The 13740-nt window shown below is 65.8% G+C and carries 14 protein-coding genes; 11 read left to right on the top strand and 3 right to left on the bottom strand.

The features are described from left to right. Positions 1–4: 4 nt before the first annotated feature. From ACWGQ2_RS04175 to ACWGQ2_RS04140, 8 genes are all read left to right on the top strand, one after another. A complete protein-coding gene (locus ACWGQ2_RS04175; protein WP_452014669.1) occupies positions 5–1270 on the top strand; it encodes a phosphotransferase in 1266 nt (421 codons plus the stop codon). 70 nt (positions 1271–1340) lie between these two features. Continuing rightward, a complete protein-coding gene (locus ACWGQ2_RS04170) occupies positions 1341–2264 on the top strand; it encodes an N-acetylglucosamine kinase (RefSeq protein WP_452014667.1) in 924 nt (307 codons plus the stop codon). After that, the gene (locus tag ACWGQ2_RS04165) at positions 2261–2722 is read left to right on the top strand and encodes an NUDIX hydrolase (RefSeq protein ID WP_452014665.1); all 462 of its coding nucleotides are present in this window, start codon (positions 2261–2263) and stop codon (positions 2720–2722) included. The genes ACWGQ2_RS04170 and ACWGQ2_RS04165 overlap by 4 nt, the downstream gene beginning before the upstream one ends. Before the next feature lie 127 nt (positions 2723–2849). Beyond that, the gene (locus tag ACWGQ2_RS04160; RefSeq protein WP_452014663.1) at positions 2850–4019 is read left to right on the top strand and encodes an ABC transporter ATP-binding protein; all 1170 of its coding nucleotides are present in this window, start codon (positions 2850–2852) and stop codon (positions 4017–4019) included. A 3-nt stretch (positions 4020–4022) separates the two neighbouring features. Beyond that, positions 4023–4715, top strand: coding sequence for an ABC transporter permease (locus ACWGQ2_RS04155; protein ID WP_452014661.1), 693 nt, complete (start codon positions 4023–4025; stop codon positions 4713–4715). Continuing rightward, the gene (locus ACWGQ2_RS04150; RefSeq protein ID WP_452014659.1) at positions 4715–5464 is read left to right on the top strand and encodes an ABC transporter permease; all 750 of its coding nucleotides are present in this window, start codon (positions 4715–4717) and stop codon (positions 5462–5464) included. Before ACWGQ2_RS04155 ends, ACWGQ2_RS04150 begins: the two co-directional genes overlap by 1 nt. Next, a complete protein-coding gene (locus tag ACWGQ2_RS04145) occupies positions 5461–6429 on the top strand; it encodes a glycine betaine ABC transporter substrate-binding protein (RefSeq protein ID WP_452014657.1) in 969 nt (322 codons plus the stop codon). The genes ACWGQ2_RS04150 and ACWGQ2_RS04145 overlap by 4 nt, the downstream gene beginning before the upstream one ends. Before the next feature lie 131 nt (positions 6430–6560). After that, a complete protein-coding gene (locus tag ACWGQ2_RS04140; RefSeq protein WP_452014655.1) occupies positions 6561–7778 on the top strand; it encodes a pyridoxal phosphate-dependent aminotransferase in 1218 nt (405 codons plus the stop codon). A gap of 56 nt (positions 7779–7834) precedes the next feature. Here ACWGQ2_RS04140 and ACWGQ2_RS04135 read toward each other — a convergent pair whose 3' ends face one another. Beyond that, on the bottom strand, positions 7835–8059 hold the full coding sequence (locus ACWGQ2_RS04135) for an exodeoxyribonuclease VII small subunit (RefSeq protein ID WP_325789197.1): 225 nt from the start codon (positions 8057–8059) through the stop codon (positions 7835–7837). 26 nt (positions 8060–8085) lie between these two features. Next, positions 8086–9357, bottom strand: a complete 1272-nt coding sequence (gene xseA, locus ACWGQ2_RS04130; protein ID WP_452014653.1) for an exodeoxyribonuclease VII large subunit — start codon at positions 9355–9357, stop codon at positions 8086–8088. A gap of 186 nt (positions 9358–9543) precedes the next feature. Between xseA and ACWGQ2_RS04125 the strand changes: the two genes are divergently transcribed. The 3 genes from ACWGQ2_RS04125 to ychF are packed head-to-tail and all read left to right on the top strand — an operon-like array spanning position 9544 to position 12642. Further along, positions 9544–10368, top strand: a complete 825-nt coding sequence (locus ACWGQ2_RS04125) for a hypothetical protein (RefSeq protein WP_452014651.1) — start codon at positions 9544–9546, stop codon at positions 10366–10368. A 58-nt stretch (positions 10369–10426) separates the two neighbouring features. Then, positions 10427–11500 (top strand): 4-hydroxy-3-methylbut-2-enyl diphosphate reductase, encoded by a 1074-nt coding sequence (locus ACWGQ2_RS04120; protein ID WP_452014649.1) that lies wholly within the window; start codon positions 10427–10429, stop codon positions 11498–11500. A gap of 56 nt (positions 11501–11556) precedes the next feature. Further along, positions 11557–12642, top strand: a complete 1086-nt coding sequence (gene ychF, locus ACWGQ2_RS04115) for a redox-regulated ATPase YchF (protein WP_452014647.1) — start codon at positions 11557–11559, stop codon at positions 12640–12642. A gap of 193 nt (positions 12643–12835) precedes the next feature. Here ychF and ACWGQ2_RS04110 read toward each other — a convergent pair whose 3' ends face one another. Then, positions 12836–13594, bottom strand: coding sequence for a hypothetical protein (locus ACWGQ2_RS04110; protein WP_452014645.1), 759 nt, complete (start codon positions 13592–13594; stop codon positions 12836–12838). Positions 13595–13740 lie beyond the last annotated feature (146 nt).

Raw genomic sequence — 13740 nt, 5'->3', positions numbered from 1 at the left:
AAGCATGACTCCGCGCACCGGCGGCCCGGGCGGTAAGCGCGGCCACCCCGGTGCCGGAAATGCCGCATCAGCCCAACGAGCGCTGCTGGAAAGCCCTGCCCTGGCTGTTCCACTGGCAGAACTGCTCACCGCACGTCGGTTAGTACTGGACTCCTGGTCCCATGAGAGAACCTTCGACCGTCCCGGGGCAGGCGTCACAGCTCTCTGCCGCGTGGTTGCCCTTGACCCAGCGGGAGACCGGATCAATCTCTACGCCGGCGTCACGACGGCGCCGGCTGCAGCGGAGGGACCCGTGCTGCGGACCTCCGCAGCCGGCGTCCCGCTTTTCCTCTGGCTCCATCCGCACGACCCGCTGCTGCCGGACCTGCCCTGGGCGCTGTCCCCTTCAGAGATCGCAGAGCAGGTCTTCGCCGGAGCGGACGCCGCGGAGACCACCCTGAGTGTGACCGGCTACCGGCCGCTGCGCAGAGCCGTCATCCGGGCACGCAGCGGCGGGGAGCTGGCCTACATAAAAGTCGTGCTCCCCGGTCAGGCCGAAGGGCTGCGGCGGCGGCACGAACTGCTGGAAGCTTCCGCGGTCCCCGCACCCGTGCTGATCCCCGGCGCTGAGGGCCGCAGCGCCGTCGTGCTGGCCGCTCTGCCGGGAAGCCCTCTGCTCCCGGAGCTGGCAGCCGGTACCAGCCGGATCACGCCGGCAGAAATCACCGCCCTTCTGGATGACCTGCCCGAACCGGCAATGGCACTGCGGCGCCGGCCGGCGTGGGCGGACCGGGCACCGGCATACGGGCGCGCTGCCGGCGGTGTCCTTCCCGGGCAGCAAAAGCGGGTCCACGGGACCGCGAAGCAGATCAAAGCCCTGGTGGCGGACCTGGACCCGGGGCCTGTGGTGCCCGTACACGGGGACTTCTATGAGGGGAACCTGCTCACTGCTGATGGCCGAATCACCGGCGTGCTGGACGTGGACGGTCTGGGACCGGGACACCGTGTCGATGACCTGGCATGTTTTCTTGGGCATCTGGCAGTGCTGGCCCGGATTTCCCCCGAATCTGCCCTGCCCGGCGCGCTCTCCGTGTTCCACGAGGCATTCGAATCCGCCGCGGCGCAGGCGGGGAGTTCCGCTGCGGCGCTGAACGCCCGTGCGGCAGGGGTGGCGCTCAGTCTTGTTCCGGGGGCCCGGGCAGGTCAGCTGGACCGGCAAGCAAACGCCGAGCTTCGGCTGGCTGCCGCAGAAGCCCTCCTGGAACGTGCCCTGCATGGACGGACGGCCTGATCCGGGCAGCCCGGCCGCCAAAATGCCTCACAATATCCGGTGTGGCTTCTCCTCTGCGTAGGCTAAAGGAATGCAATCGAGCACCAGCGCATCCAGCCCCGATCCAACCACCTCAATAACTGCTATTGGCCTCGACATCGGCGGCAGCAAGACCCATGGAATCCGGCTTGAGGGGCACGCCGTTGCGGCCGAAGCCGTCAGCGGCAGTGCGAATGTGCAGAACGTTTCACGCGAGCAGGCCCGGCACGCCCTGGCGGAGATCTTCGCGGCGCTGGGCACCAACGGCGTGACCCGGGTGATTGCGGGCTCCGGGGGAGTGGATACACCGGAGGACGCCGCTGCGCTGGCGGAGCTGATCCTTGAGCACGTGCCCGGGGCCGACGTGAGGGTAGTGCATGACACCCGGCTGATCCTTGCGGCCGGGGAGGCTCCGGACGGCATCGGGCTCATCGCAGGCACCGGATCGGTGGCCTGGGGAATGACGCCCGGCGGCGAGCAGGCCCGCTCGGGCGGGTGGGGTTACCTGCTCGGCGACGAAGGCAGTGCCTACTGGATCGGCCGCGAGGCGGTGCGCCACACCCTGCGCCTGCATGATCTGGGCCAGCAGCCGGACCGGCTGGCAGCTGAACTGCTGCTCGCGGTGGGCGTTGAAGAACCGGATGCGCTGATCGCCCGGTTCCACGCCGGAACCGGGCGACGGTACTGGGCATCCATGGCGCGGGTGGTGTTCGACGCCGCTCAGGAAGGCCACGCGCCCAGCCGCAGCATTATCGCCACCGCCGCACGTGACCTGGCATCCCTGGTGGCCGACGTCGCGGCCCGGCTTGGCATTAGCGGCCCCGTGGTGGTGGGCGGGGGAATCGGCGTTCACCAGCCGCTGCTCCAGGAACTGCTCCTGGCCGGGTTGTCTGCCCGGGGACTGGCCGACATCCGGTTCCTGAGCCAGGACCCCGTCTTCGGCGTGCGTTACCTGCTGCAGGGCGAGGCGGCATGAGCGAGCGGCCCTTTGACGTCCGGGTAGGCGCCTACGCTGTGATCGTCCGGGACGGGCAGATCCTGCTGGCTCACTGGAATCAGCACGGCAACTCGGCCTGGACCCTCCCCGGCGGGGGGCTTGAATACGCGGAGGACGCCCCGGCAGCCGCCGTGCGGGAGGTCCGCGAGGAAACCGGGTTCACGGTGGAGCTGGAGAACCTGCTGGGGGTGGACAGCCATTTTGTGCCGGCTGAACGGCGGATGCGCGGTGAGGGCCGGATGCTCCACGCGCTGCGGGTGATTTACCGGGCCCGGATTACCTCCGGCACCCTGGTCAGCGAAGCCGTGGGCAGCACCGACGAAGCGGCCTGGTTCCCGCTCGAGGAAGTGGCCGGGCTGGAACGGGTGGGGCTGGTGGATGCAGCACTGAAACTGCTGGCGGCAGCGCCCGAAGGCGGCACCGCGCCCCTACGCTAGGCGCGTAACCCGTGCATCCGCTGGACGCCGGGGCACGGAAGCACATAGCTTAATTCCACGGCTTGTCAGCATACTGCCGTTTGTTCACCCGTATGCGAGCCCGTCGCACCCAACCACGGAGGCAGCCATGTCGATTCCGGACGCCGCAGCAGCCCGGCCGGACTCCGCCGAGCCCATGATCCGCTTCCGCAACGTCACCAAGTCCTACCCGGACTCGGAGACTGCCGCCGTGGACAAGCTCTCCCTGGACATCGCCAAAGGTGCTATCACCGTTTTTGTGGGCCCCTCGGGCTGCGGCAAGACAACGTCGCTGCGGATGATCAACCGGATGGTGGAACCGACGTCGGGCACCATCCACGTCGACGGGAAAGACGCTTCACAGATTGCGCCGTCGGCCCTGCGCCGGTCCATGGGCTACGTCATGCAGTCCTCCGGGCTGCTCCCGCACCGCTCTGTCCTGGACAACATCGCCACCGTGCCCCGCCTAAACGGTGTGCCGCGGAAGCAGGCCAAGGCCCGGGCAGCGGAACTGCTCGACGTCGTTGGCCTGGAATCAGCGATGGGCAAGCGCTACCCCGCCCAGCTTTCCGGCGGGCAGCAGCAGCGCGTCGGCGTGGCCCGTGCCCTGGCCGCAGATCCTCCCGTGCTGCTCATGGACGAGCCGTTCAGCGCCGTTGATCCCGTGGTGCGCAGCGAACTGCAGCAGGAACTGCTGCGCCTGCAGCGGGACCTTGCCAAGACGATCGTTTTCGTCACCCATGACATCGATGAAGCGACCGTCCTGGGGGACAAAGTGGCAGTCTTCGCTGTCGGCGGCCGGCTCGCCCAGTTCGACAGCCCGGAAGGGATCCTGCGCGCACCGGTCGATGACTTTGTTGCCGGTTTCGTGGGACGGGACCGAGGTTTCCGCCACCTTGGATTCCAGCCCGGCGCCGGAGTGCCCGTGCATCCCGTCCAGACCCTGGACCCGGCCGCCCTGGCCGACCCCGCCGTTCTGGTCCTCGGCGGCTGGGCGCTGGCCGTTGACGATGCCGGACGCCCGCTGGGCTGGGTACCCGGCTCCAGCCGCGAGAACGTGAGAACTCCGGCCGAGCTGGTGCCCGGCGGGTCCCTGCACCGCCGGGGCGAGAGCCTGCGCAGTGCCCTCGACGCAGCGCTGTCTTCGCCCTCCGGGCTGGGCGTGGTGGTGGACGACGCCGGTGCCGCCGTTGGCATTGTCCGGGCCGGTGAAATCTTCGAACTGATCGAAGCCGCGCGGCTGCGCCGCGGCAAGGCCCTGCACGGCTCGGCGGTCTAAGGCATGGACTGGTTCTGGGCCAACACGGAGATGATCTCCCGGCTAACCGCGCTGCACCTGTTCCAGGCCGTGGTGCCGCTCGTGCTCGGGTTGCTGATCGCCGTCCCGCTTGCCCAGTTCGCCCGGCTGCACCGCTTCGCCGGGGGAGCGATCCTCGGCTCCTCCGCCATCCTGTACACGATTCCGTCCCTGGCGCTGTTTGTCCTGCTGCCGGTGATCCTGGGTACCCGGGTCCTGGACATCACCAATGTTGTGGTGGCCCTGACCATCTACGCCGTGGCACTGCTGGTCCGCTCCACCGTGGATGCGCTGAACTCCGTGGACGACGACGTCCGGCAGGCCGCCACGGCCATGGGCTACCGTCCGCTGCGCCGTTTCTTCGCCGTGGACCTCCCGCTGTCCCTGCCCGTCCTGTTCGCCGGGCTGAGGGTGATCTCCGTATCCAACATGTCCCTGGTGAGCGTGGGTGCACTGCTGGGCATCGACAGCCTGGGCCGGCTCTTTATGGACGGCCTGTACCGGAACTTCCCCACGGAAATCGTGATCGGCATAGCCCTGATCCTGCTGTTGGCCCTCGTACTGGACCTGATCCTCGTGCTGGCCCAGCGTCTGCTGACGCCCTGGAGCCGGGCCGTGAAACGCGGCGGTCCGAAGCTGCCGCTGAACACTGTTGAAGCACGGACGGCGGCCGGCTGATGGACTACTCAAGCGACAACGTCCTGGTCCAGATGTACGAGTGGCTGACCGCCGAGAGCTCCTGGACCGGCATCGGCAGCATCCCGCAGCGGATCGTGGAACACCTTGGCTACACTGCGCTCGCAGTGGGGATCGCCGCCCTGATCGCCGTGCCGCTGGGCCTGTACATCGGGCACACAGGCCGCGGCCGCGTCGTCGTGGTCTCAGGCGCCGGCATCCTGCGTGCCCTGCCGACGCTGGGGCTCGTGTTCCTGTTTGTGCTGCTGGCCGGAATCGGCCTGATGCCGCCCATCTGGGCGCTGGTGCTGCTGGCCATCCCGCCTCTGCTGGCAGGCGTGTACGCCGGCATCTCGTCCGTGGACCGCACCATCGTGGACGCAGCCCGTGCCATGGGCATGAGCGAACTGCAGATCCTGTTCCGGGTTGAACTGCCCAACGGCTTCAAGGTTGTCTTCGGCGGTGTCCGCGCCGCCGTGCTGCAGGTGCTGGCCACCGTCTCGGTAGTGGCGTTCATATCCCTGGGCGGGCTGGGCGTGTACCTGATTGAGGGAACCCAGCTGCGTGACAACGGGCGCCTTTTCGGCGGCGCGCTGCTCATCGCACTGCTGGCCCTCGCCGTCGATTTGGTGCTGGCGGCCGTCCAGCGCCTCGCACTCTCGCCGGGCCTGCGCAGCAGATCCCGGAAACCGGCCACCCCCCGCCGCCGGCAGCCATCCCCTGCCGGCCTCCCAGAAGGAACAACAGCATGAGAACACTTACCCGTCCGGGCACCCGGAAAACCCTCACCGGCGCTGCCGGGCTGACCGCGGTCCTGATGCTCGCCGCCTGCGGCGCGAACTCCGATCCGCAGAGCGTCGAGTCATCCTCCGCGCCCACCGGCGTCGAGGATTCCGCCACGCTGGTGGTGGGTTCGGCAGACTTCCCCGAATCCCAGATCATCGCCGAGATCTACGCCGGTGCGCTGAACGCCGAGGGCATCCAGGCCACCACGCAGCCCGGCATCGGATCCCGTGAAATCTACTACCGGGCGCTGGAAGACGGCTCGGTGCAGGTCATTCCGGACTACAGCGGAAACCTGCTCCTCTTCGCTGACACCGAGGCCACGGCGCAGTCCGCGGATGAAATCATGGACGCGCTTCCGGATGCTTTGAAGGAAGAGTCGCCGGACATGAACATTGCCGTCCTCGAACCGGCCGAGGCTGAGAGCAAGGACGCCCTGGTGGTCACTCAGGCCACCGCGGAGAAGTACAGCCTGACGTCCCTGGAGGACCTCGCGAAGGTCTGCGGCGAGATCACCATTGCTGCTCCCACCACCTTCCAGGAACGGGCCTACGGCCTGCCCGGGCTGAAGGAAAAGTATGGCTGTGAGCCGGCCGGCTTTGAAGCAATCAACGACGGCGGAGGTGAAGCGACGCTGCAGGCACTGCTGACGGACAAGGTCCAGGCCGCGGACATCTACACCACCACTCCCTCCATCGAGGAGAACTCGCTGGTGGTGCTGGAGGATCCGGAGAACAACTTCATCGCCCAGCAGGTGGTGCCTCTGGTGAACATGGATGCCGTTACCCAGGAAGCGCAGGACGTGCTCAACAGTGTCTCCGCAGTGCTGACCACCGAGGACCTGATCGCCCTGAACCAGGCCGTCTCCGGTGACCAGAAGCAGGACCCGAAGGACGCCGCCAAGGCGTGGCTGGAGGAAAAGGGCCTGGCCTAACCCACCAGGTCTCCTCCCGCGCTTCCATCGAGAGGCCAGTTACGGCTCCAATCGCCCGCGAAAGGAGCCGTAACTGGCCTCTCGGCGTAGTGGTGGGGGAGCGAAGCAACCTCTTGTGGCATTCTGTGTAGATGCCAGAATTTACCCAGTCGCACAAGCTTCACAACGTCCTCTATGACATCCGCGGGCCGCTCCTTGAGCATGCCCAGCGGATGGAAGCGGCCGGGCAGCGGATCCTGAAGCTGAACATCGGCAATCCGGCCCCGTTCGGGTTCGAGGCGCCCGAAGCGATCCTGGTGGACATGATCCGCCATCTGCCCACCGCGCAGGGCTACAGTGACTCCCGCGGCATTTTCTCCGCCCGCACCGCAGTGGTGCAGTACTACCAGGGCCGCGGCATCCAGAACATCGACGTTGATGACGTGTACCTCGGCAACGGTGTCAGCGAACTGATCACCATGTCCCTGCAGGCGCTGCTGGACGACGGCGACGAAATCCTGGTGCCCACCCCGGACTATCCGCTGTGGACGGCTTCTGTCTCCCTGGCCGGCGGCACCGCCGTGCACTACCTCTGCGATGAGGAGAACCACTGGTGGCCGGATATCCAGGACATGGAAGAGCGGATCACCCCGCGCACCAAGGGCATTGTGCTCATCAACCCCAACAACCCCACCGGAGCCGTGTACCCGGAGTACGTGCTGCGGCAGATCGTGGACCTGGCCCGCAGGCACGGACTGATCATCTTTGCCGATGAGATCTACGAAAAGATCCTGTACGACGGCGCGGTGCACATTAACGCTGCGTCCCTGACCGGCGACGACGTGCTCTGCCTGACGTTCAGCGGCCTCTCCAAGGCCTACCGGATTGCAGGTTTCCGCAGTGGCTGGATGACCATTTCAGGTCCGAAGCGTGAAGCTGCTGACTACATCGAAGGCATCAACCTGCTGGCCAACATGCGCCTGTGCGCCAACGTCCCGGCGCAGCACGCCATCCAGACGGCGCTGGGCGGTTACCAGAGCATCAACGACCTGATCCTGCCCGGCGGGCGCCTGAAGGCGCAGCGAGACCTGGCCTACAAGATGCTCAATGACATTCCCGGTGTGAGCGTGGAGAACGCCGAGGGCGCGCTGTACCTCTTCCCGAAGCTGGACCCCGAGGCCTATCCGATCGAATCGGATGAGATGTTCGCGCTGGACCTGCTCAAGCAGCAGAAGATCCTGGTCTCGCACGGCACGGCGTTCAACTGGATCCGGCCCGACCATTTCCGGATGGTCACGTTGCCGGCACTCGAAGACATCGAGGACGCCATCTCGCGTCTGGCGGAGTTCCTGAGTACCTACAAGCCGTAACCGGCTGCTTCCGCCTGCCGGCTCCGGCAGGCGGAAGCGCTGACGCTACGAAGCGCTTAGGCTTCCCGTGCCGCGCGTGCAGCCTCCAGACGCTCCCGGGCACCCTCCAGCCAGGACTCGCACCGGGTCGCCAGCGCTTCACCGCGCTCCCAGAGCGAGAGGGACTCTTCAAGGCTCGCGCCCCCGGCCTCCAGCCGGGTTACCACGGCTACCAGTTCGTCGCGGGCCTGCTCATAGCTCATGGCCTCAATGTCTGCCGGCAGGGCTGCTGCTTCATTCATGCTGTTCTCCTAATGTGGGAAGTCGGTTAGCGGTGACCGGTGGCTACGGCGCCGAGCTCGCCGGCAGCCACCCGGATGCGCAGCTGCGCGTCGGTCTCCACGGTGGCCGCGTCGCGGACCACGGAGCCGTCGGCAAGCTGCACGACGGCGTAGCCCCGGTCCAGGGTTTTCTGCGGTGAGAGCGCACGGACCTGCGCCCGCAGGTAACTGATTTTGTCTGCGTCGCGCCGGACCTCGGACCGCATGGCCGAAAATGCGCGGTCCCGCAGCCGGGTGACGTCCTCGGCCCGGGTGGCCAGCATGGTCTCCGGGGCGGAGAGGACCGGACGAGTGCGGATATGCGCCAGCCGGTCCGCTTCCCGGCTGAGCATCAGTTCCATGATCCGGCGCAGCTGGGACCGTGCCGTGCCGATCCGGGAGAGTTCCTCACCGACGTCGGGCACGATCCGTTTCGCCGCGTCGGTGGGGGTGGAGGCACGCAGGTCTGCCACCTCGTCCAGCAGCGGCCGGTCCGCTTCGTGGCCGATGGCACTGACCACGGGTGTCTGCGCCGCGGCGACGGCGCGGATGAGGTCTTCATGGCTGAACGGCAGCAGGTCCTCAAGGGAACCGCCGCCGCGGGCAATGACAATGACGTCCACTTCCGGCATGGCATCCAGGGCAGCCAGGGCGCGGGTCACCTCGGTGACGGCATTCACGCCCTGCACGGCGACCTCGCGGACCTCGAACTCCACCGCGGGCCAGCGCAGGGCAGCGTTGCGCATAACGTCCTTCATCGCGTCCGAGTTGCGCCCGGTGATGAGTCCGATCCGGCCGGGGAGCAGCGGCAGGCGCTGTTTGCGGGAGGCAGCGAACAGGCCCTCGGCGGCGAGAGCCTGGCGAAGCCGTTCGATCCTGGCCAGGAGATCTCCCAGTCCGACGGGCCGGATGTCCCGGGTCTGCATGGACAGCCGGCCGGTCTTGACATAGAAATCCGGTTTGATCAGCGCAACAACCCGGGCCCCGCGCTCCAGCGGCAGTTCCAGACGGTTCATGACCGTGCTCCAAACCGTCAGTGACAGCGAAACTTCGGCATCGACGTCGCGAAGGGTAATGAAGGAGGCGTTGGAACGGCGGTTCAGCTCAATGACCTGCCCCTCCACCCACGCGGCCGGTGCCCGGTCGAGGTAGGCCTTGAGGTTCTTGGACAACAGGGCCAACGGCCAGGGATTCTCCGGGGAGGTCAGGGCAGCCGTGGGCGCGAGGGTGTTTCCGGCATCTGCCTGGCCCGGTTCCTGCGCTCCTGCGTCACTCTGCATTTCTTCGCACTCCTGTTGGTCCAGCGGCAGCCGGTGCCTTTCCGGTACCGGTCCTAAGGTTATTGTCTATCAGGTGCCTGGGACACATCGTGTTCAACGCCGGAGAGCCGTGGACAGCGCTCAACGGACGGGTGCAGGGATCACTGCCGGTTCAACCCGGCTCCGTAGGAAGAGATTTGGGGAACTATGCGCACTTTCGGTTCGGCAATCCTGGTTTTGGCAGCCCTGCTGCTGGCCGGAGCCGCAGTATGCAGTGCCTGGCTGGCGCAGAACGCCGTGTCCGCCCAGGGGTTTGCACAGCTTGCCCAGCCGCTGGGGGAAGACGAGGCGTTCCAGGCGGAGCTCTCCTCCGCAGTGGCTGCCCAGGCCAGTGCCGCCGTTACTGACGGCCTGCCCTCCGGGCTCGCCGATCTGGTGGAGCCGGTGGTGGAACGAGTTGTCTCCGGATTCCAGCAGGCACCGGGGTACCCGGAAGCATGGACCCAGACCCTGGAACGTTCTCACGCGGCAACGTTTGAATCCGGAACTCCTACGCTGGACATCGGTCCGCTGCTCAACCTGGTGAGCCAGCAGGTTGCCGGGGAGATCGGCACGGAGCCGGCCGACGCGGGGGAGCGGCTGCTGTCCGTATCCGGAGCCGACCGCAGCGCCGAACTCGAAACCCTGGTGCGCTTCGCAGACTCATGGCCGCTCTTCGCAGCGGCAGCGGTGCTCGCCGCACTGGTGGGTCTGCTGGTTGCCCGACGCCGTTCCACCACCTTCGCGCTGATCGGTGCCGGCGCCGCAGTGCTCGCCGGTGTCCTGTGGCTGGCATCCGGAGCCGCAGCAGCGGTTGTGGAGGGACAGACACCGGCAAACCCGGTGGCGTCGACGTTCATCGACGGCCTGATTCCGCTGGCCCAGTCCAGCTTCCAGTCCTGGCTGCTGGTCCTGCTTATTGCCGGCGCCGTGGCCTTCGCCGTCGGACTGGTGTTCCGCCTGGTGGCCGGATCCCGCCGGGCTGTGCGCTGACAGCGGACTAAGGCGCCGCCGAATCGGGGCCGAGCAGACCAGCGGCTAGCATGGAGTCATGACCAGCACAGCCGTTTCCGTGCCGATGCCCACCGTGCCCCGCCGCCGCCGCAGCCCTGCAGAGGTTGCTGCCGCCGCGCCGGTGTCCGGAGCGCGCCGGGTCCTGCTTGCCGCCCCGCGCGGCTACTGCGCCGGCGTCGACCGTGCCGTGATCGCCGTCGAAAAGGCCCTGGAACACTACGGTCCGCCCGTCTACGTGCGCAAGCAGATCGTCCACAACCTGCACGTCGTGAGCACGCTCGAAGAGCGCGGCGCCATCTTCGTCGATGAGACGGACGAGGTGCCGGAAGGCTCCCTGCTGATCTTCTCCGCCCACGGAGTCTCTCCCGCCGTCGTGCAGTCTGCTGAAGACCGCGGCCTGCGCACCATCGACGCCACCTGCCCGCTGGTCACGAAGGTCCACCGCGAAGCCGTGCGCTTCGCCCGCGATGACTTTGACATCCTGCTCATCGGACACGAGGGGCACGAGGAAGTCGAAGGCACCTACGGTGAGGCGCCGGACCACATGCAGATCGTTAACGGACCCGAAGACGTGGACAAGGTCCAGGTCCGGGATCCGGACAAGGTCATCTGGCTCTCCCAGACCACCCTGTCCGTGGACGAGACCATGACCACGGTGAAGCTGCTGCGCGAGAAGTTCCCGAACCTGCAGGATCCGCCCAGCGACGACATTTGCTACGCGACCTCCAACCGCCAGGCCGCGATCAAGAAGATCTCTCCGGACGCTGACCTGGTTATTGTGGTCGGCTCGGCGAACTCCTCGAACTCGGTCCGGCTGGTGGAAGTGGCCCTTGAATACGGTGCCAAGGCCTCCTACCGGGTGGACTTCGCCAACCAGGTCGATGAGTCCTGGTTCGAAGGCGTTTCCACCGTGGGCGTGACCTCCGGTGCCTCGGTTCCGGAGAACCTGGTCCAGGACGTGCTGAACCTGCTGGCCGAGTACGGCTACGGGGACGTCGAGGAAGTCGTGACGGCTGAAGAGGACATCATCTTCTCCCTGCCCAAGGAAATCCGCGCCACGCTCAAGGCCATGGGGGACTCCTCCCGCGGACTCGGCGGCCGCCGCTCCTAGCTGCCGGTGCGCACCCGGTTCGGCTCTGGCGGGCTGCCCCGGTAACATTTACTAACGTGGCTCTTACTATTGGCATCGTCGGCCTGCCCAACGTCGGCAAATCAACCCTGTTCAATGCGCTGACCCGCAACAACGTGCTGGCAGCGAACTATCCGTTCGCTACGATCGAGCCGAATGTCGGCGTCGTATCCCTGCCGGATCCGCGGCTTGCCAAGCTTGCCGAGATCTTCGGTTCAGCCCGCATCCTGCCCGCAACCGTGTCCTTTGTGGACATTGCCGGGATTGTGAAGGGTGCCTCGGAAGGTGAGGGCCTGGGCAACCAGTTCCTGGCTAACATCCGCGAGGCCGAAGCCATCGCCCAGGTTATCCGCGTCTTTGACGACCCCGATGTGGTGCACGTGGACGGCAAGGTCGATCCGCGCTCGGACATGGAGACTATCAACACCGAACTGATCCTCGCGGACCTCCAGACCCTGGAGAAGGCCATTCCGCGCGTGGAGAAGGAAGTGAAGATCAAGAAGCGCGACGCCGCGCAGCTGGCTGCCATGCAGGCCGCCCAGGCTGTGCTGGAGCGCGGTGACACGATCTTCTCCTCCATTGAGAAGGACAAGCTGGACATGGACCAGCTGCGTGAGCTGAGCTTGCTCACCGCCAAGCCGTTCATCTACGTCTTCAACGTTGACGACGCCGTCCTGGGCAACCCGGACCGTCAGGCCGAGCTGCGCGAACTTGTGGCTCCGGCGGATGCCATCTTCCTCGACGCCAAGCTCGAAGCCGACCTGGTGGAGCTGGACGAAGAAGAAGCCCGCGAGATGCTGGAAATGAGCGGCCAGGAAGAGTCCGGCCTGGACAAGCTGGCCCGCGTCGGCTTCCACACCCTGGGCCTGCAGACCTACCTGACGGCCGGTCCGAAGGAAACCCGTGCGTGGACCATCCACCGCGGCGACACCGCGCCCCAGGCCGCCGGCGTGATCCACACCGACTTCCAGCGCGGCTTCATCAAGGCCGAAGTTGTCTCCTTCGAGGACCTGGTTGAGGCCGGTTCCATGGCTGAGGCCAAGGCCCACGGCAAGGTCCGGATCGAAGGCAAGGACTACGTTATGGCCGACGGCGATGTGGTTGAATTTAGATTTAATGTATAAGTCCGGTTCGGTCTAGGCTCGCGAAAAAGGCCCGGAATGCTGTGGCATTCCGGGCTTTTCTTATAATCGGCAGCGGAAGCAGAGCTGATGGTTTTGCGGCGCTGACGCCCAGCAATGGCTTCGGCTTGTAGCGATGGGTCCTTCTCCCCAACGCCACCGTGAGCTGGAGTTGCCCAGGGACTAAGGAAATAAGCTAGGAGACCTTGTAAAAGGCGACTTCGACAGCACTGGCTAAGGCACGTGGGACTCCCTCGTCGGCAAGGATGTAGCCGACGGAGAATACGATAGCCACAGAGGCGAGACGATGTGCTTCCAAGTCACGATCGACGTGACGGGGCTTGCCCACTCCAATCGTGTTATCACCCTCGAGTGGCGCGTAGCTGCCTGCCAGGAACCCCGTTGCATGCGCCCACGTCGAGTCCTCGCGCCACAGACGGTAAATCATTCCAAGGTTGATTTCCGTGGCCTTCACCGCTTCGGTTAAGTTCTTCGCCTGCTGTTGCATGGCTTTTTCTTTCGCTGCGTCCAAAACGAAATCTTCCATTGCTGCTATATCGATGTCCGAGGGGATGCCCATTGACTGCATATGACTGTGCGTCGTCTTTTCCGTTGAACGACCATGTTCAAGCATCGTGTCCGCAGCAGTTCCACGTTCTGACTTCGCAAGGTCAGCGAACCATAACAGTCGAATACTCAGCTCCCAGAACGCGCGACGGTTCGGAGCAGCGGCGTGCCCTATTCCTGCTTTAGTTAGCTTGGCGATGACTCGACTCTGCTCGAAAGCCGCACGCATCCAGCCGACTGCGAACTGATTTACACGGGATATCTGCACCTCGCTGAGGTCAACGGAAAGTACAGCATCTGCTGAACGAAGAGCGTAGTCTGCATTGATCAAGTGCGCGGGACGCTCTTGCTTCGCCTGGCGTTGCTTGGCTGCTCTACTACCACTCATGGCACAACTGTATCTTCGGCGATGCCCAGCAACCCGGCGCCAATTCGGTCATGCCGAATATATGTGAAGTGAGATGGGAAACGCTCGTTACAGACACCGGGGCGAATACACAGTCGCTCTGGTATCCGAGCAGAATGATTCACTCG

This window comes from Arthrobacter sp. NPDC055585, from assembly GCF_053619115.1.
Note: the sequence above shows the minus strand (reverse complement) of the source record. Positions and strands in the feature narration are given on the sequence as shown.